17 protein-coding genes are annotated in these 18,360 nt (G+C 47.8%); 11 read left to right on the top strand and 6 right to left on the bottom strand.

Features of this window, described 5'->3' with window-relative positions; genetic code table 11:
- The first annotated feature begins 4 nt into the window (after window positions 1-4).
- Window positions 5-2,380 (top strand): phenylalanine--tRNA ligase subunit beta, encoded by a 2,376-nt coding sequence (pheT, locus tag KNO73_RS06115; protein WP_215112222.1) that lies wholly within the window; start codon window positions 5-7, stop codon window positions 2,378-2,380.
- A 41-nt stretch (window positions 2,381-2,421) separates the two neighbouring features.
- On the opposite strand, the gene KNO73_RS06110 is transcribed toward pheT, so the two are convergent.
- From KNO73_RS06110 to rnhC, 3 genes are all read right to left on the bottom strand, one after another.
- Window positions 2,422-3,444 carry a PTS sugar transporter subunit IIC gene (locus KNO73_RS06110; RefSeq protein ID WP_215112221.1) on the bottom strand — a complete coding sequence of 341 codons (1,023 nt, stop codon included), beginning with the start codon at window positions 3,442-3,444 and terminating at the stop codon, window positions 2,422-2,424.
- 300 nt (window positions 3,445-3,744) lie between these two features.
- On the bottom strand, window positions 3,745-4,557 hold the full coding sequence (locus KNO73_RS06105; RefSeq protein ID WP_078147177.1) for an alpha/beta fold hydrolase: 813 nt from the start codon (window positions 4,555-4,557) through the stop codon (window positions 3,745-3,747).
- A gap of 71 nt (window positions 4,558-4,628) precedes the next feature.
- Window positions 4,629-5,543, bottom strand: a complete 915-nt coding sequence (rnhC, locus tag KNO73_RS06100; protein WP_078147938.1) for a ribonuclease HIII — start codon at window positions 5,541-5,543, stop codon at window positions 4,629-4,631.
- 119 nt (window positions 5,544-5,662) lie between these two features.
- On the opposite strand from rnhC, the gene KNO73_RS06095 reads away from it, so the two are divergent.
- The 3 genes from KNO73_RS06095 to KNO73_RS06085 are packed head-to-tail and all read left to right on the top strand — an operon-like array spanning window position 5,663 to window position 8,106.
- Window positions 5,663-6,061, top strand: coding sequence for a hypothetical protein (locus KNO73_RS06095; RefSeq protein WP_078147176.1), 399 nt, complete (start codon window positions 5,663-5,665; stop codon window positions 6,059-6,061).
- The gene (locus KNO73_RS06090; protein WP_031423196.1) at window positions 6,061-6,582 is read left to right on the top strand and encodes an NfeD family protein; all 522 of its coding nucleotides are present in this window, start codon (window positions 6,061-6,063) and stop codon (window positions 6,580-6,582) included. The genes KNO73_RS06095 and KNO73_RS06090 overlap by 1 nt, the downstream gene beginning before the upstream one ends.
- Window positions 6,583-6,585: 3 nt before the next feature.
- Window positions 6,586-8,106, top strand: coding sequence for a flotillin lipid rafts scaffold protein FloT (locus tag KNO73_RS06085; protein ID WP_078147174.1), 1,521 nt, complete (start codon window positions 6,586-6,588; stop codon window positions 8,104-8,106).
- A 51-nt stretch (window positions 8,107-8,157) separates the two neighbouring features.
- Here KNO73_RS06085 and KNO73_RS06080 read toward each other — a convergent pair whose 3' ends face one another.
- Window positions 8,158-8,427 carry a hypothetical protein gene (locus KNO73_RS06080; protein WP_012726683.1) on the bottom strand — a complete coding sequence of 90 codons (270 nt, stop codon included), beginning with the start codon at window positions 8,425-8,427 and terminating at the stop codon, window positions 8,158-8,160.
- A 207-nt stretch (window positions 8,428-8,634) separates the two neighbouring features.
- Here KNO73_RS06080 and KNO73_RS06075 point away from each other — a divergent pair, with 207 nt between their 5' ends.
- From KNO73_RS06075 to KNO73_RS06060, 4 genes are all read left to right on the top strand, one after another.
- Window positions 8,635-9,606: a BMP family lipoprotein gene (locus KNO73_RS06075; RefSeq protein ID WP_031423197.1), complete on the top strand. Its 972-nt coding sequence runs from the start codon at window positions 8,635-8,637 to the stop codon at window positions 9,604-9,606.
- A complete protein-coding gene (locus KNO73_RS06070; RefSeq protein WP_214683985.1) occupies window positions 9,603-11,246 on the top strand; it encodes a methyl-accepting chemotaxis protein in 1,644 nt (547 codons plus the stop codon). The genes KNO73_RS06075 and KNO73_RS06070 overlap by 4 nt, the downstream gene beginning before the upstream one ends.
- 232 nt (window positions 11,247-11,478) lie before the next feature.
- Window positions 11,479-12,054 carry a helix-hairpin-helix domain-containing protein gene (locus KNO73_RS06065; protein WP_215112220.1) on the top strand — a complete coding sequence of 192 codons (576 nt, stop codon included), beginning with the start codon at window positions 11,479-11,481 and terminating at the stop codon, window positions 12,052-12,054.
- Window position 12,055: 1 nt separating this feature from the next.
- Entirely contained in the window at window positions 12,056-14,173 is a 2,118-nt protein-coding gene (locus KNO73_RS06060; RefSeq protein WP_215112219.1) for a DNA internalization-related competence protein ComEC/Rec2, read from the top strand.
- 61 nt (window positions 14,174-14,234) lie between these two features.
- Here the strand turns inward: KNO73_RS06060 and KNO73_RS06055 are convergent, their stop codons facing one another.
- Window positions 14,235-14,399: a YqzM family protein gene (locus tag KNO73_RS06055; protein ID WP_012726678.1), complete on the bottom strand. Its 165-nt coding sequence runs from the start codon at window positions 14,397-14,399 to the stop codon at window positions 14,235-14,237.
- Window positions 14,400-14,489: 90 nt separating this feature from the next.
- On the opposite strand from KNO73_RS06055, the gene holA reads away from it, so the two are divergent.
- Window positions 14,490-15,500, top strand: a complete 1,011-nt coding sequence (gene holA / locus KNO73_RS06050; RefSeq protein WP_312049230.1) for a DNA polymerase III subunit delta — start codon at window positions 14,490-14,492, stop codon at window positions 15,498-15,500.
- Between the two features lie 9 nt (window positions 15,501-15,509).
- Entirely contained in the window at window positions 15,510-15,947 is a 438-nt protein-coding gene (locus tag KNO73_RS06045; protein ID WP_215112217.1) for a GNAT family N-acetyltransferase, read from the top strand.
- A gap of 27 nt (window positions 15,948-15,974) precedes the next feature.
- Here KNO73_RS06045 and rpsT read toward each other — a convergent pair whose 3' ends face one another.
- On the bottom strand, window positions 15,975-16,235 hold the full coding sequence (rpsT, locus tag KNO73_RS06040) for a 30S ribosomal protein S20 (RefSeq protein ID WP_012726675.1): 261 nt from the start codon (window positions 16,233-16,235) through the stop codon (window positions 15,975-15,977).
- Between the two features lie 219 nt (window positions 16,236-16,454).
- Here rpsT and lepA point away from each other — a divergent pair, with 219 nt between their 5' ends.
- Window positions 16,455-18,278 (top strand): translation elongation factor 4, encoded by a 1,824-nt coding sequence (lepA, locus tag KNO73_RS06035; RefSeq protein WP_012726674.1) that lies wholly within the window; start codon window positions 16,455-16,457, stop codon window positions 18,276-18,278.
- Window positions 18,279-18,360: the final 82 nt, after the last annotated feature.

The raw sequence follows: 18,360 nt of genomic DNA, 5'->3' as shown, positions 1-18,360 counted from the left end.
ACAGATGTTACTTTCAAAAAAATGGTTGAATCAATATATTGATGTATCCGATTTAAGCGGCGAAGCGCTCGGTGACTTGATTACGAAGAACGGAATCGAAGTCGAAAGTGTGACAAATCGTGGGGAAGGACTTTCTGGGATCGTCGTCGGGCGGGTCCTTTCATGTGAGAAACATCCGGAAGCGGATAAGTTAAACGTGACAAAAGTTGACATCGGAGAATGTGACCCTGTTCAAATCGTCTGTGGCGCACCGAACGTGCGCGAAGGGCAACATGTGATCGTGGCCAAAGTTGGCGCACGCTTACCAGGACTTAAAATCAAAAAAGCAAAACTTCGTGGTGTCGAATCACAAGGGATGATTTGTTCACTCGAAGAGCTCGGCTTTGAGAAAAAACAAATTCGGGAAGACGAGCAAGATGGAATCCACACATTCCGTGAATCCGTACAAGTTGGTGCAGATGTGCTCGATTTACTCGACTTGAACGATGAAGTCATCGAACTCGGCTTGACTCCGAACCGTTCAGATTGCTTGAGCCTCTATGGAATCATTCATGAGGTTGCGGCCATCTTAGAGCGTCCATACACGTTGCCGACGGCAGATGTCACGTCATCATCACCATCGGAGGTGTCTATCGAACTTGCGACACCGAACTGTTCATATTACGCAGCTCGTGAAGTAAAAGGGGTAACGATTGCAGAGTCGCCACAATGGCTAAAGAATATCTTGATCGCAGAAGGTGTCCGTCCAATCAACAACATTGTCGACGTGACGAACTATGTGATGCTTGAAATCGGACAACCGCTTCACGCATTCGATGCGAAGAAACTCGGCAACTCGATTGTGGTCCGTCAAGCCGAAAATGGAGAAGAAATGGTCACACTCGACGACGTGACGCGCACGCTCGATTCATCGATGATGGTCATCACAGACGGACAAGCTCCAGTCGCCATCGCAGGCGTCATGGGTGGTGCCAATACAGAGGTAGATCTTTCAACGACAGATATCATTTTAGAGTCAGCGTACTTTGATCCGGCATCCGTACGGAAGACGAGCCGTACGCTTGGTCTACGTTCAGATTCAAGCGCTCGTTTCGAAAAAGGCGTTGACCCAGAACGTGTCATGCTCGCGCTCGATCGCGCCGCGCAATTGATTGTCGAACTCGGTGGAGGAGCCATTCATGATGCGGTGCGTTCAGGTGAAGCCGAATCACGTGCCCGAGAAATCCAAGTGTCGATTGACTATATCAACAAGCGCTTAGGGATGACACTCAATCGTCAGACGATCGTTCACATCCTGGAGCGTCTCGGGCTCGCGACAGAAGGGGATGATGTGCTGACAGTACACATTCCATCGCGCCGTCCGGACTTAGAGCTTCCGGCTGATATCACAGAAGAAGTGGCACGTCTATACGGATATGATAGTCTCCCGTCGACGTTACCTGCCTCTCAATCGAAAGGCTTTTTGCCAGCAATCAACGTATTGCGCAGGCAGACACGTCGCTTGTTACAAGGAGTCGGCTTATCACAAGCCATTACCTACTCGTTAACGAGTGAGGCACATGCGACACGTTTCGGTGGAGAAACCGATCAGCTCGTTCGATTGGCGATGCCGATGAGTGAAGAACGCTCTGTACTTCGTACGTCGCTCGTCCCTGGGTTGCTGGAGGCGGCGCGTTATAACACGGCGCGTCAACAATCGAACGTCGCACTTTACGAAACAGGACGCGTCTATACGGAGCACGGAGAAACGTTACCGCGTGAGAAAGAACGGGTGGCTGGTGTCGTCACAGGTCTATGGATGGATCATCGTTCGCAAGGAACACGGATCCCGGTCGACTATTTCGTCGCAAAAGGGATTGTCGACACGTTAGTCCAAACGCTTCGCCTAGATGTCACGTATGAGGCCGTATTGATGCCTGATATGCACCCAGGCCGTACGGCAAACATCTTGATGGACGGAGAGGTCATCGGATATGTCGGACAAGTGCATCCAGGAATATCGAAAGACGTTTACGGTATGAAGGAAGTGTATGTATTCGAACTCGACCTCTTTGCACTTCGTGGAGACGAGACACTTCTTTATCAAGACGTACCACGTTATCCATCAATTTCACGAGATTTGGCACTCGTCTTATCACGTGAGATTCCGGCTGGGACAGTGGAACAAACGATCCGCCAAGCGGCTGGTCCACTCTTGATTGACCTCGTCTTGTTTGACGTCTATACAGGGGAGAATGTTGGAGCGGATGAGAAATCGATTGCCTTCTCACTCAAGTTCCAAGACCCGTCACGAACGTTACAAGATGAAGAAGTAACGGCAGCATATGAAACAATTGTTGAGGCGGTCCGTGCGACACACGGCGCTGAACTACGAGCGTAAAAAATATGGAGCGTTGTCCACCTGCGACAACGCTCCTTTTATTATTGAATCTCGAGTGCGAGATCACCAAACTTGGTCCATCCGACAAGACTCGTCACACGATAGAGAGTCCACGTGATGAGTGCAGGGAGTACGACGCCGGTCATCGTGAAGATGAGAAAGGCATCCAACCCTTGGACCGCTAAAATCTGAAGCGGGGCAATTAGGGAGTTGAGCCCGAGACCCGCAATTTCATATGGGACTTGGAGTGAGAACATCAAAGTAGCAATCGGTGCGGAAATCATCGCGGCGATAAACGGTGGGACGACGATTCTCGGATTTTTGATGATATTCGGGAACTGCACTTTCGGTGTGACAAAGAATGAGGCGACCAATCCACCTGGGTCGGTTTGACGATATGCCATTAAGGTAAATCCAACAAATTGAGCAGAGCAACCGATCAAGGCAGCGGCGCTGGCGACAGGGTCAAGTTGAAGCGCGATGGCGAGTGCGGCAGATGATGCAGGCGACATGAGCATGACACTGAAAACAAGTGCGATGACAAGAGATGTGGCAATCGGCGACGTTTCTACAGATGCGGTGATCCCTTGACTGATTGAGTTGATAAGAGGAGTCGTGACCGCTGCTGCAGCAACCCCAACGATTCCACCACCTAATACGGCTGTGACCGGAACGACCATCATATCAAACTTTGTTTTTCCGAGGACACGTTTTCCAAGCCAGACAGTAGCCGCCGCTGCAATCAGTGCGCTAATCGGTTGACCTGGAACGAGGACGAGTCCGCTTTCCGTCGCTGTTAAAGCTGCACCGCCAATGGTTGCGGCAATCATGGCGCTAAATAGGATGAGCGTGTTGCTTCCGAGTTGAAACGCGACACCAGCGCCTAAGGCAGGTGCCAACAATGATTTGGCGACTTGTCCAATCTGTACGAGCATCGCGATTCCGCTCAAATTACCAATCGTCTCAATCAATAAACCGACACCGAGCGTGACGAGTACGGCATTTGCCATCCCTGCTGAAATTTTTACCATTCGATCCATCATATACTGCTTCACTTCCATCATCTCCTCTATATCTTTATGTCAATAAAAAAACCTATCCATCAAGGATAGGCGCGGTTTCAACCTGCAGGCGCCTGTCCGATTACCACGGGAACAAGGGCCTGAAAAGTCGTTTTTGAAAACAAAACGATTTCAGTCCCTCAGTCGAATAATAATCAGCAGGCTGTTCATATGTACGGGATTGGACATCTCGAGCATCTCCTCTTCGTTGGATTTGCTAAAGAATACCATCTATTTTTGTAATAATCAATATTTTCTGAAAATAAACATTAAAAAATTCAGGAAGCCCCGTGGCATCCTGAATTAGCTCATTTGTAGTGAACGTGCTTGAATCTGATCATCGATAAAATTCATCGACAACGCATTGAATTGATCGGGTTGGTCTACATTGACCACATGACCAGAGTCTGCAACGATTTCAACATTGGCTGTCGGCTGATGTTTCGCTGTCCGTTCGACAGCTTCAAGAAACATATAATCCTCATCACCCATAATATATAAAATCGGGACATTCGTCTGGATCGAAGTGAACTGATTCAGTAAAGGATTAATATTTTCCGTCATTTTGAACCAACGGATAAACTCGCGTTGACATAAGTTCGCCGCATCGCGGACGAACATCATCCGAGACTTTTTGTGACGCTTCTTCGGGAGTAAAATCCATGCGAATAATTTATATAACCACATGTAGGGGACAAAGTTTTGCACAAGACTACCAAGTCGGATGAGCAACGTGGAGCGGACATTGAATTTGACGATGGCTCCGCCGAGAACGACCGATGCGATTCGATCGGGATAGTGCTCAAACATCGCCTGAATCACAATCGTTCCTAAAGACAGACCGACCATGTGTCCTTTTTCGATACCTAAGTGATCCATGACTTCAATCACGTCCTTGGCGACGACATCAAACGTATAGGCGTTCAACGGTTGTTTGAGCGACTGTTCAGCATCGTATGAACCGCCATGACCGCGTAAATCGACGAGCAGGACATTATATTTTTTACGGAAGGGACGAAGTTGACGATACCAATGTGATAAACTTCCTCCGGCCCCGTGTATGAAGATGACCCAAGGATGGTCATCACTAATCGTGTAGGTTTTATAATGCAGCATGAACGCTATCCTCCAAAAATTTTAAGTTCATTTAACCGTAAAATGAGTATATCATACTTGATGTCGAAGCTCTACAAACGACGTTCATTCAAGTTGAGAGCTTTCTTTGTATTCGCAAAATGGACTTTAGCAATCTTTTGTAAATAATCCTGACCATAACGTCGAATGATTTGAGCGGCGACTTGGTCGACTTTTGCTCCTGCCCCTTTCGGGAGGGTTAATCCTACTTGTTTACTTAGTTTGTCCATTTCTTTTAAGAAGAAGGCGCGAGCTAAAATGGAAGCAGCTGCGACGGCGACATGAAGTCCTTCGGCTTTTGTAGAAAAGTAGACATCGTCGCGCACGATATCGCGTTCTGCCCGCAAATGTTGATAATAGACCGACTTCTCTGCGAACTGATCGATGAGAATGGCATCGGGTTTTTGTCCGAGTTTCTCAAGCAACGCTCGAAGCGCAGCATTATGGGCGATGGCAGTCATTTTACCTTGTGTCATCGTACGTTGCATGTTGTTGTATGTTGGATTATGCAGTGTCGCTTTTTGATAAGGAATCGTAGCGTGTAAATCCTTCGCAATCCGGATGATTTCAGGATCGGATAACTGTTTGGAATCTTTTACGCCGAGTTCTTTCACGAGTGCGATTTGATCGCATGAGACAAAAGCCGCTACGACGACGAGTGGTCCGAAATAATCTCCTTTTCCGACCTCGTCGCTTCCAACGACAGACCAACTTGAAAATCCTTCAGGTAAAATGGTGTTCGGTGTGGATGCTTGTTTCTTCTCGGCGGGTGTTCCCCATTTCACTGCCTCGGTCTCGGCATCTTTTCCTTGGAACATCACTTTCCCTGATTGATAAATCGTTACGACAAATCCCGGTGTCTTGGCGCTGAATGTCGCATATGGTGGTGGCGCGACTGCATACTCATGATACATTTTCTTTAGTTTTTCTTGTGATGCGGATGATAGCTTGATGACTTGGTTGCCCAACATGAGCACTTCCTTTCTGTATGGCAAATTCATTTTACATTTTTTTATGATTTTTTGAAACCGAAGATGAGGTTTTATCGTATATGGAGATGAGTAGAGAAAAGTGAGGTGAGGTGGACGTGTGGTGGCGCGATGACACGCAACGAGATGAGGTAGAGGAATTATACAAGCACATTCTCGAACTCGAGGCGAGAATTGCTAAATTAGTAGCTCATCAAGTGAGAGTGCGTCGGCTACTGATGCAAGATTCTTCTGAGGGCGTGACGGATCAAGTCGTTCAAGTTCAAAAAGAAGTGGAATATTTTTTAAACAGGATGCGGCTCGAACGACAAGAACTTGTCGACCTATACAATCGGCGACGAATTGAACGTTCCATCGGGCGAGTTCGAGAAGTGAACGACTTATCCACTTCATCACTGTCGGAGTGGGATGAGATTGAGGATCGACTTGCATTAGAAGTCGAACAACTTCGACGTGTACTGATGATGGAACAAAAACGTCGACAGGAGGGGTGGTAATGGAGGCAATCGATCAACTGTATTGGTGGGTGTTGATCATCGCTGGTCTTGGAACCTTTATTTACATGATGTTCTCCGATGCGTTCGAAATGTTCGAGGGTTGGTTTAACCCTGCAGTCATCTTATCGTTCTTAGCACTAGGGGCAGGGATTGGGCTTATCTTAAACGCGTTGGCTCACGTTTCCCCGATGATTGGGCTCGCTGTCGCATTGGTCGGGTCTCTTGCTTTGACGACACTTCTCTATTTATTTGTTCTCTTACCGCTCTCCAATGCGGAAGAATCCATTGGTTTGACGGATGAGGCATTAGTTGGACGTGTCGGACGATTGACCGTGCCCATTCCTGAAGGCGGGTATGGCGAAGTTTTGATTGAGACAGTAACGGGCTCGCTTTTAAAGACGGCTCAAAGCTTAGACGGTACATCGATTTCGACAGATCATCGGGTAGTCATCATTGAAGTAAAAGGCAATATCGCAATCGTCATGCCATATGACGAACCTACAATTCGAGAGGAGATATAACACATGAATACGGCTATCTTAGTCAGCATCATCGTCGGGGTCATCATCCTCGCACTTGTGTTTGTATTCGTATTAAAATATCGCACAGTCGGACCAGATGAGGCACTGATTGTGACAGGTAGTTATTTAGGCAAGAAAAATGTACATAGCGATACATCCGGTAACCGCGTTAAAATCATTCGCGGTGGCGGGACGTTCGTCTTTCCGGTATTCCAACAAGCAGAACCCCTCAGCTTGCTCTCAAGCAAATTAGAGGTCACAACGCCTGAAGTCTATACAGAGCAGGGTGTCCCGGTCATGGCGGACGGAACAGCCATCATTAAAATTGGTGGATCAATCAGTGAAATCGCGACAGCGGCTGAGCAGTTCCTCGGAAAACCGAAGATTGAACGAGAAAACGAAGCGAAAGAAGTGTTAGAAGGTCATTTACGCTCGATCTTAGGTTCCATGACCGTTGAAGAGATTTATAAGAACCGTGACAAGTTCTCGCAAGAAGTTCAACGAGTCGCATCACAAGACTTGGCGAAGATGGGATTAGTCATCGTGTCATTCACCATCAAAGACGTTCGAGATAAGAATGGATACTTAGAATCGTTAGGGAAGCCGCGTATCGCCCAAGTGAAGCGTGATGCTGATATCGCGACTGCGGAAGCGGATAAAGAGACGCGCATCAAACAGGCGGAAGCGATGAAAGATGCGAAGAAGGCCGAACTTGAGCGTGCCTCTGAAATCGCGGAAGCTGAGAAAGAGAACCAACTCCGAATCGCGGCATATCGCCGTGAGCAAGATGTTGCCAAAGCCCGGGCCGACCAAGCGTATGAGCTTGAGGAAGCGCGTGCGAAACAAGAAGTCACCGAACAACAGATGCAAGTTCAAATCATCGAGCGTCAAAAGCAAATCGAGCTCGAAGAGAAAGAAATTATGCGTCGTGAGAAACAATATGATTCAGAAGTGAAGAAAAAAGCCGATGCGGATCGATACTCGATTGAACAGTCTGCCGCTGCGGATAAAGCACGTCAAATCGCAATCGCGGATGCAGAGAAGTATCGTATTGAAGCACAGGCGAAAGCCGATGCGGAACGCGTACGTTTGGCAGGTCTTGCAGAAGCGGATTCTGAACGTGCGAAAGGTGAGGCGGAAGCGGAAATTATCCGTTTGACCGGTCTTGCAGAAGCCGAAGCGAAAGAGAAGATTGCCGAAGCCTTCGCGCAATACGGACAAGCGGCGATTCTCGATATGGTCGTCAAAATGCTTCCTGATTATGCGAAAGAAATTGCATCGCCACTCGGTAACATCGATCAGATTACGGTCGTCGACACGGGGAGCGGACAAAACGGTGGCGCTGGTAAAGTGACAGGTTACGCAACCGACCTCATGGCATCGCTTCAACAAACATTAAAAGCTTCTTCGGGCATCGATATGAAAGACTTGCTCGAGAACTTTGCGGGAAAAGGGAACGTTGCAACAGCCCCAACACCGGAGCGTGAATTAGCTGATACAACGGTTGCTGCGTCAAAGGAATAACCGACACGAGCCATAGACATCGTCTATGGCTCTGTTTTTGCACATGATTGACTAGTATGAAATCACTTCTGCTGCTTTTAGGACGGAAATAAAATAATATAACGTCGGCACGAGCGTGATGAATAGACCGAACCATTTCGTTCGCGGTCTGAACTGTAAAATAAATCCGACCGTCCATAATACAAACCAAAGCATGAAATACCAACGATGTTGTGGGGTATCTGTTTCTGCTATACCAGGACCGCTCAACCAAAGTGATAATAAGAGAACAAATAATCCTGATATGACGTTCCAACTATGTCGAATTATCTTTTCAATCATTCCGTTAATCTTCCTTTCGGATCTGACATCATAGTCATTCATCATGTATATTCAATGATTAGAAAAAAATCCCTTTTGAAACATCTAACACTCTCAGATGTCCCCGACATTTTATTACCACAACTTTTAAAAAAAATCATGGAGAACAATGCCTTCTCGGTCGATATAAGGGTTGTCAGACCATTAGAGAGAGGGAGTATTGAATACATGAAGAAAAGCATAATGCTCAGTACAATCACAGCTTGTACCCTTTGGTTGTCGGGTTGTCAGTCGGTTATCGACGATCCGAATACCACTGTAGAAGAACGACAGACGATGGGTGTCGTCCTATCTGACGTTGGTCTCGGGGACCAATCGTTCAGTGACGCAGCCATGCGCGGGATGGGTGAGCTACGTGAGACGGGTGATTGGTTCGTTGATTATCGTGAACTATCCGAAACGGAGACGTACAAAGTTGGCTTTGAAGAATTGGTAGAAGAGGGACATGACGTAATCGTCGGTCTCGGTTTTGCGTGTCAAGAAGACTTAGAGGCCGTTGCGGCTGAACATCCGGAACAGCAATTCGCTTTGATCGATGGCGTGTCTGAACTTCCGAACGTCTTGAATATTACGTTTGAAGAAGGAGAGGGCAGTACGCTTGCTGGCGCGGTGGCTGGTCTTGAAACAGAGTCCGATACCATTGGGTTTATCGGAGGAATGGATATTGAACTCATTCAGAAATTTGAAGCAGGATTTGAACGTGGCGCTAAGGCAGTGAACGAGGACGTGGAGATGCTCGTTGACTTCTCGAATGATTTTGCTTCACCGGAGCTCGGTCGTGAACTCGCTGAGAAACAAATTAAAGCGGGCGCAGATGTTCTTTATGCTGCAGCAGGACTGACAGGGGTCGGTGTACTCGAGACGGCTGAAAAATACGGCGTTAAGGCAATCGGGGTCGATAGTGATCAATCGATGATTGCACCAGATGCGGTTGTGACGTCGATGTTGAAACAAGTCGATTTGGCGATTGTAGAAATCGCGGGTCGTGTGACCGAAAAACCATTTAATGAACACGTCATCCTTGGAATTGAAGAGGGCGGCGTCGGCTTGGCTCCGCTTCGTCGCATTCAATGGGATGAGAAAGAAACATCAGAGTATGAATCGGTAGAACGTCAGTTGAAGGAGGGGACACTTAAATGAGTTTACGTAAACGTTTTATCTTCTCAACCGTCTTCACCGTCGTCTTGATCGTACTGATGATGAGTTACGTCTTGTCGACGTTGAATCGCTTGCAAACGTATAACGAGCAGTATGGAAGTCAAATGATTGAATTGTCTCAACTTGAAACGTCACTTCTACAAGAACAATCCCTCTGGACGTCACTTGGTGAACAGTCGAACCAATCTACATTGACTCAATTAGAGCGCATCCGTGTGACGAACGCGGAAACGTTCGATGATTTAAAACAGTCTTATTTGATTCCGGCATTTTCAAATCATTTAGACCGTGCCACGATGAAGTACGAACAGGTGAACGAAGATGTTGAGTCGGCACTTGAAGGTGGTATCGGAGCTCGGATCCAGGCAGCAAAACTGGAAGGTCTGTTAAATGATATCAATACGTTGATTGCAAAGAACGGTTCATTCTATGAAGCGCTTCAAGTGGAGGCGGCAAATGAGACGGAACGTCTCTTGTTGATCTCGGTTCTCTTGACGATTCTCGTCATCCTAGCGCTCGGAATCTACAACTTCTTCTTTGCCCGTTCGATCACTCGACCACTCGAAAAAAATGTCAAGGTGGCCGAAGCGATTGCAGCCGGACGTCTCGTCACGTTGCCTGAGTCGACGCGCAATGATGAAATCGGACGTCTTGAACGTGCCATGCGTGACATGACGGCGTCTCTTCAGACGGTGATCGGGTCAATCCGAGTCACATCAATGAAAGTGAACGGGATGACCGAAACAGCCGCAGCCGAAAATGAGGCGGTCGTGAGTACGACATCTAACATCACGAACGCAGTTGATGAGATGGCACACGGAGCACAGTCGATTGCAAATGAGTTGCAAGAAACGCTCAGCTCAGTGCATACGATGGCAACTTCATTTGAGACGAGCTTGAACCAGACGAAACAAACGACGGAAGAAACGTCAGAAATGACACGTGAAGTAGCGGCTGGAATTGAAACATTAACGGACCAGGAGCACATTTTAGATCGCTCAAGCGAACGGAATGAAGTGCTTGTCACGCGAATGGACCACTTTGCACGACAAACGGCTGAGATTGAGGCGATGGCGAAACTTGTCGAAGACGTCGCGGCTCAAACGAATTTACTTGCCCTCAATGCGGCAATCGAGGCAGCCCGTGCGGGAGAAGCGGGACGAGGATTTGCTGTCGTAGCAAGTGAAGTGAAGAAGTTGGCGGAAGAGAGCAACAAGGCGACTCGCTCTATTTTCCACGTCGTCGAGACGATCCAGCAAGAAGTCGTCCGTTTGACGGAAACGGTGAATGAGTCAAAACGCGAGCAAGAGGCGCAATTAGAAGCGTTCGGATTGACGAAAGAAGCATTCAACCGAATCCATGAACGGACAGACCACGTCGCTTCGTTCGTACGCACGATCGAACAAGAGATGCGCACATCGAGTAACGAGGTGAACAACGTCTTGCGCCGCGTTGAAGAAGTATCTGGGGTGACGGAAGAGTTGGCCGCAGGAAACGAAGAAGTGGCAGCCTCGATGAAAGAACAGCAGGCGAGCTTCGATCAAATCTTTACGTTGATGCAAGAGTTAGAAGGACAGGCAGCGGCACTCGCTGACCAGGTTCAGCATTTCGAAGAAGAATAATCGAACAGTGAACAGCAGGAACGGAGGCCACGTGATGGTCTCCGTTTTTTCCGTCATTCTATAACCTGTTCATAGAAATTGTGTCGATGAATATCGTTACATGTACGAGTGCGATATGGAACATGCAAACAAATCATTTCCTAAAGTCAAGATTGTGGGGAAGAACGAGCCGTGTTTAGAAACACATGATTCGCCATACTGAACGTAACAGTCGAACAGGGTGGTGATCCGCTTGGAAAGATGGAAACAACTCGTCATCGGTCTCCTAGTCGTTCTTTTTTTAGGAGTGGGCTATTTGTTTTATCAAAAGGAACCGGAGCAACGAATGGTGGACGAATTCGTCATGGAACCTGAGGAGGTCACGCCGACCACGTCCCCAGAGCGTATGGAGCTCGTTGTGTATGTGACAGGTGCGGTTGAATCTCCGGACGTATATACCGTACCAGAAGGGGCGAGAGTGGGCGATGTGCTCTCCTTGGCAGTCCTGACAGATGAAGCTGACCCAGAGCAGTTGAATTTAGCACAGTTGTTAGTTGATGGAGTCAAAATTATCGTGCCGAAAAAAGGAGAAACACCGATTTCGCAAGACTCACCGAGTCCCGAGGTAGAAACGAACGGTGTTCATGTCAACAGTGCGACGAAAGAGGAACTGATGACGGTTCCAGGAATTGGTCCAGCCAAAGCCGAGGCGATTCTAAATCATCTGAAAGCGAACGGTCCATTTAAAACATATGAAGCGCTAGGAGATGTGAAGGGATTCGGCGAAAAGACATTAGAAAGTATGAAGCCATATTTATTGGTGCCTTAAGATGCCGCTGTTTCCATTATTTGCGGTACTCATTGTAACCGGTCTGACAGAAGGATTCTATTTGGTCTCTGTGGTCGCTAGTGTCTTTTATCTGGTCACACGACGTGGGCAAGGCCTGTATGCGAAAGCCGGAGTGATTGGACTCATCTGCATCGCATCGTTCCATACGACCCCTACAGAATCGTTACCGTCAGACACGATTGCCTTCTCAATCGAAAATCGAAAAGAGAATGGGAAATCGGTAAGACTATACGGGAACGTAGACAATCTTCAGGGCGTCTTACGAGGACGCGAACTAAATCGCGGACGACCAGGAGAGACGTGCCTCGTGCAAATCGAAATAGAGGCGTTTCAACCGTTACGAAACACCGGGGGATTTGATGAACGGGCTTGGGCACGGAGTTCAAACGTATCCTTTAAAGGGAAGGTGAAGCGAATCGACACCTGTCGTCCGACGGCAGGGTGGGACGGTCGGATGCTACGTTGGAAAGAGCGAAAACTTCAGCAAATTGAGCATCGTCATCGTGCGGATGTCGCATTATATATGGAGGCATTATTGTTCGGAGAGAGTCGAATGCTAGATGAACAGACCTCATTTTCTTATCGTGTGACGGGTCTTCTTCATCTTCTTGTGATTTCCGGTTCGCATATTGCTATGTTGATCGTGGCCATGCGCATATTGTTGCAGTCGATCTCTATTCGACGTGAAACGAAGACGGTACTGATGATCTTTAGTATTACGGTGTTCGGATGGATGACTGGTTTTTCCCCACCTGTCGCAAGAGCTGTCGTCGTCGCAGATGCAATCCTCTTTCTCTCTCTTTTCGGTGTGATGATTCGAGACCCGATTCGGCTCTTGAGTTGGTGTGCGGCGGGCATGTTGGCCGTTCAACCGTTCCTTCTCACAAATCTGGGTTTCCAATTAACGGTCGGGATGACCTTCTTTTTGTTAGTCACGAGACAAATCTGGACAGGACTAATCGAGTTGTCCGTTTTCGCACAGCTGTTTGGGCTGATTGTACTATGGCAAGTACAACCGGTTCTATCCGTCGCGGCACCGATATGGAATCTCGTGATGGCCATCTGTATCTCGTGGATCATCATGCCACTCGCATTTGTCACATGGTTGATTCCTTCGATTGCCCCGTTGTTCATGGTTGTCTTGGACGCGATTCATGGAATGTTCACTCTCCACGATGATTTACGACCTTGGCTTCCGTTGCACGATCTGGCGTTACCGTCGCAAATCGCATTGTGGCTAGGGTTATGGGGGAGCTTGACGCTGATGAATCGAAAACGATGGATCGGATGGGGGGCGGCCATCATGACATGTGGGTTGATTGCAGGATGGTCAGAATGGTCGGAATCTTCACGGGTGACCTTTTTGGATGTCGGGCAAGGTGATGCAATCGTCGTAGAATCGGGAAGAACGATTGGTGTCATTGATGTAGGGGGCGTATTTCAAGATCCAAACGAGCAAAAGCGAAGCACGTTTGACCCGGGGGAAGATGTATTGGCCCCTTATTTATGGAAACGTGGGGAGCGTTCGCTTGATTTTGTCCTGTTGACTCATGCGGATCATGACCACATCGGCGGATTAGAAGGATTATTGAAGGTAGTGACGGTAGAAGAGCTTTGGATATCAAAAGAAGTGGCGAATGCTGAAAAACGAGAAGAATTGCTACACTTAGCAGCGGCCTATGATGTATCGGTCCATTATCTCGAGGCAGACGATCGGCCGACGCCATGGATGTGGATTGTGGCACCGAATCGCCCACACGAAGATGAAAATGATCATTCGATCAGCCTGTACATGAACGTAGGTGGCATGCGGTATTTATTGACAGGAGATTTGCCGATAGAAGGAGAAGCAGAGTTACCGACGCTTGACGTCGACGTATTTAAGTTAGGGCATCACGGATCCAATACGTCGTCGGGGGAAGAGCTGCTTGAGCGAATCGATCCAGAATGGGTCATTGCGAGTGTCGGTTCGAACAATCGGTATGGGCATCCGCACGAGGAGACGTTACGACGGGTTGTGGGGAGACGTCTATTACGAACCGATTTGAACGGAATGATTGTCTGTGAAGAGAACATGTGTCGGGGGATCATCGAGTAGCACGGGATAAAATGTGATACACTAAAAAACGATTGCTCCCCCGGGGCAATCGTTTGAACACTTATAGACTTAAAAACTTGATGATGACACCGATGAAGAAAATCGTGAAGAAAAAGCCAAATGGGACGATGAAGCCAATCGCAGAGTCGATGGCGTCATTACGTTTGCATTGAACGTCATTTTCAAACGGGTTTTCACTCGGTGGGCGTACTGAGTTGATTTGCATATTAGGTCCCTCCTTATCATACTTCCTTTATAAGTATAGCGAATCATGGGAAGATAATCTATGTTTAGATGAGAATAAATTGTGAAAGTGGTGTGTGTTTTGAATGAACCGTGGTTACATAATGGAAAACTGGCGAGCGTCTATGTTCTCCATGGCATCGAAAAATATTTGTTAGAGACGTGGGAACGTGAAATCGTGAAAGCGGCCAATCCATCCGGTGATCAATTTGATGTCATGCAATTAGATCTTCAAGAGACGTCACTCGATACGGCGCTTGATGAAGCGGAGACGGTCCCTTTCTTTAGTGAATATCGCACGGTTATCGTGAAAAATGCCCAGTTCTTAACGGGTGCGAAAGAGAAGCAAAAGCACAATGTCGACCGTCTGGCGGAATATGTCGTGCAACCGGCGACCTACTCGGTTCTTGTCTTGATCGTCGAGTCAGAAAAACTCGATGAGCGGAAGAAAATCGTGAAGCGTCTGAAAGAGCGTGCCATCGTCCTCGAAGCGAAAAAGCCGAGCCAAAATGAACTGATGCGATACGTGAACGATGCATTGAGTCGTGAACAACAAAAGATGGAGCGCTCTACGATGGAGCGTCTTTTATTCCTATGTCAGGATGATTGGGGAAAGTTGGTTCGCGAACTAGAGAAGCTACAGTTGTACGCGGGAACGGGTGCGACGATTCCGATTGAGATTGTGAATGATTTAGTTCCACGTACATTAGAAGATAACGTCTTTCAGCTCTCGGAGCTTCTCGTCAAACGACAAGCTGATGCAGCGCTTCGATTGGTTCGGGATTTAGAAAAACAAGGGCAAGAACTGATTGGGCTACTCGGGTTGCTTGCTCGGCAATATCGGAACATGTACCTGTCGAAACAGTTGACAGAGGCAGGCTATGGAGAGAAGCAAATCGCATCGAAAATCGGAGCCCACCCGTACACAATCAAATTGGCGACACAAGCGAGTCGCGGCTTTTCAGAGGCTCAGCTCGCACGTGCGTTGACATTGATTGCAGACGCGGACGAGGCCATGAAAACAGGACGTGGTGACAAACAGATCGTATTCGATACGCTCGTTTGTCAACTGGCTTTATTGTGAGGTGAGGGAATGGGATTCAAACAAGTGACGCTTCAAGACGTGATTCCACTCCGTCATGTTGTGCTCAGACCAGGAAAAGACGTTGAGACATGCTATTTTGAAGGGGATGAGGCGCCGACGACGCGACACTTCGCTTGGGTTGAAGGCGATCAAGTGCTGTCGGTCGCAACAGTCATGCTGTCCCCGAAACAAATCGAGGGTGTAAAGATTCCGCTCCAACTCCGTGGCATGGCGACGGATCCTCATGTTTCGGGACAAGGAATCGGCTCTCAATTTTTACAGGTACTCTATGATGAGCTAGGGAGTTCATGGTGGTGTAATGCGAGAGAAGTGGCTGTCCGTTTCTATGAGCGAAATGGACTTACACGAATCGGGGAGCCGTTCGACATCCCTGGGATTGGCCCACACTACGTCATGGTATACAAAAAAACAGCCGGCTCCGAATAGGAGGCGGCTGTTTCGTGTGATCTCTAATTAGAGAGCAGCGATACGAGCTGCGAGGCGTGATTTATCACGACCTGCTTTGTTTTTGTGGATAAGACCTTTTGACGCAGCCTTGTCGAGCTTCTTCGTAGCGAGAACGAAAGCTTCTTGAGCAGCTTCTTTGTTTCCTTCGAGTACGAGAGCATCAACACGTTTTACTGCTGTACGCATTGCCGCTTTCTCTTGTGAGTTCGCAACACGACGTTTTTCAGAAGTTTTTGCACGTTTGATTGCTGATTTGATGTTTGCCATTGTTTGTCACCTCCTGAAACAAGAAAGTGTATGTTCTTATTACTTCAAGTAATCATTCAACAGAACAAGCACAATTGTAGCAAACGGTTATATGAAAAGCAACCACTTGATGATTATTCTGAAAACTATCTGTGGTATTGTTGTAGTAGGTCGTACACATTACTTTAGGATTTTGATATAATGACACGGTATGCATGAGAAGGATAGGTGAACCCATATATGAACAAACAAGAATTAGAGAATCGTCAGAAGAAGATTCGCAACTTTTCCATCATCGCGCACATCGATCATGGAAAGTCGACGCTCGCTGACCGGATTCTTGAGAAGACTGGTGCACTCACGGCTCGTGAGATGAAAGAGCAGACGCTTGACGCGATGGACTTGGAGCGCGAGCGTGGAATTACAATCAAATTGAACGCCGTCAAATTGAATTATACGGCGAAAGACGGAGAAGAGTATATTCTTCACTTGATCGACACGCCAGGACACGTCGACTTCACATATGAAGTGTCACGTTCGCTTGCGGCATGTGAAGGTGCGATTCTCGTCGTCGATGCAGCGCAAGGAATTGAAGCGCAAACCCTTGCGAACGTTTATTTAGCACTCGATAACGACCTTGAAATCATCCCGGTCATCAATAAAATCGACTTGCCGTCAGCGGATGTCGAGCGGGTCCGTCAAGAGATTGAAGACGTCATCGGACTCGATGCGAGTGATGCGGTCCCGACTTCTGCAAAAGCGGGAATCGGGATTGAAGAGATTCTCGAACAAATCGTGGAACTTGTCCCTCCGCCGACAGGTGACCCGTCTGAACCATTGCAAGCTTTGATTTTTGACTCGTACTATGATGCCTACCGCGGTGTCGTCGCATCGATTCGTATCGTGAACGGTTCAGTCAAAGTAGGAGACAAGGTTCAAATGATGGCGACCGGCAAGACGTTCGAAGTGACGGACCTCGGTGTGTCGACGCCAAAACCAATCTCTGTTAAAGAATTGAACGTCGGAGACGTTGGTACGCTTTCTGCATCCATTAAAACAGTCGGAGATGTTCGCGTCGGGGATACGATCACACTTGCTAAAAACCCGGCAACGAGTCAGCTACCTGGTTATCGCAAGATGAACCCGATGGTGTACTGTGGTTTGTATCCGATTGATGCGGCTAAGTACAACGATCTTCGCGAGGCACTTGAGAAGCTTCAGCTCTCGGATGCCGCGCTCGAGTTTGAACCAGAGACATCGCAAGCGCTCGGTTTTGGTTTCCGTTGTGGATTCCTCGGCATGCTTCATATGGAAATCATTCAAGAGCGGATTGAACGTGAGTTTAACATCGACTTGATTACGACGGCACCATCGGTAATTTATCACGTGACAACTACTTCAGGCGAAGTGATTCACGTCGATAACCCATCGAAGATGCCAGAGCAACAAAAGGTTGATTCGATTGAAGAGCCATACGTCAAGGCGGCTGTCATGACACCAAACGACTACGTGGGTGCCATCATGGAACTTTGCCAGAAGAAACGCGGAACGTTCATCGATATGCAATACATCGATACGACTCGCGTCAAAATCACGTATGAGATTCCGCTCAGTGAAATCGTCTATGATTTCTTCGATCAGTTGAAATCGAGCACGAAAGGCTATGCGTCTCTCGACTATGAATTGATCGGCTACCGTCAATCGCGCCTCGTGAAGATGGATATCTTGCTCAATAACGAAGTCGTCGATGCCCTCAGCTTCATCGTTCACCGTGACTTCGCGTACGAGCGTGGGAAGGTCATTGTTGAGAAGCTTAAGGCACTCATTCCACGGATGCAGTTCGAAGTTCCAGTCCAAGCGGCTGTCGGTACCAAAATCGTCGCACGTTCTACGATTAAAGCACTTCGTAAAAACGTTTTGGCTAAATGTTATGGAGGAGATATTTCACGTAAACGGAAACTCCTCGAGAAACAAAAAGAAGGTAAGAAGCGCATGAAGATGGTCGGGTCCGTCGAAGTCCCGCAAGAAGCGTTTATGTCTGTCCTCTCCATGGACGAAGAATAATGAGATTGAATCGCCCTGATTTTCGAATCAGGGCGATTTTGTATTTTAGGCAGGAAATGCCACTTCATATAAGGAAGAGTAC

Origin of the sequence: Exiguobacterium sp. s83, from assembly GCF_018617095.1 — a bacterium.
Lineage (GTDB): Bacteria > Bacillota > Bacilli > Exiguobacteriales > Exiguobacteriaceae > Exiguobacterium > Exiguobacterium profundum.
Note: the sequence above shows the minus strand (reverse complement) of the source record. Positions and strands in the feature narration are given on the sequence as shown.

Excerpts from the sequence above, each read along its gene's own strand:
- KNO73_RS06085 (WP_078147174.1), top strand. The coding sequence starts at position 6,586 with ATGAATACGGCTATCTTAGTCAGCATCATCGTCGGGGTCATCATCCTC.
- KNO73_RS06070 (WP_214683985.1), top strand. The coding sequence starts at position 9,603 with ATGAGTTTACGTAAACGTTTTATCTTCTCAACCGTCTTCACCGTCGTC.
- pheT (WP_215112222.1), top strand. The coding sequence starts at position 5 with ATGTTACTTTCAAAAAAATGGTTGAATCAATATATTGATGTATCCGAT.
- KNO73_RS06090 (WP_031423196.1), top strand. The coding sequence starts at position 6,061 with ATGGAGGCAATCGATCAACTGTATTGGTGGGTGTTGATCATCGCTGGT.
- KNO73_RS06105 (WP_078147177.1), bottom strand. The coding sequence starts at position 4,557 with ATGCTGCATTATAAAACCTACACGATTAGTGATGACCATCCTTGGGTC.
- KNO73_RS06060 (WP_215112219.1), top strand. The coding sequence starts at position 12,056 with ATGCCGCTGTTTCCATTATTTGCGGTACTCATTGTAACCGGTCTGACA.
- KNO73_RS06075 (WP_031423197.1), top strand. The coding sequence starts at position 8,635 with ATGAAGAAAAGCATAATGCTCAGTACAATCACAGCTTGTACCCTTTGG.
- rpsT (WP_012726675.1), bottom strand. The coding sequence starts at position 16,235 with ATGGCAAACATCAAATCAGCAATCAAACGTGCAAAAACTTCTGAAAAA.
- lepA (WP_012726674.1), top strand. The coding sequence starts at position 16,455 with ATGAACAAACAAGAATTAGAGAATCGTCAGAAGAAGATTCGCAACTTT.
- KNO73_RS06055 (WP_012726678.1), bottom strand. The coding sequence starts at position 14,399 with ATGCAAATCAACTCAGTACGCCCACCGAGTGAAAACCCGTTTGAAAAT.
- KNO73_RS06080 (WP_012726683.1), bottom strand. The coding sequence starts at position 8,427 with ATGATTGAAAAGATAATTCGACATAGTTGGAACGTCATATCAGGATTA.
- KNO73_RS06045 (WP_215112217.1), top strand. The coding sequence starts at position 15,510 with ATGGGATTCAAACAAGTGACGCTTCAAGACGTGATTCCACTCCGTCAT.
- KNO73_RS06110 (WP_215112221.1), bottom strand. The coding sequence starts at position 3,444 with ATGATGGAAGTGAAGCAGTATATGATGGATCGAATGGTAAAAATTTCA.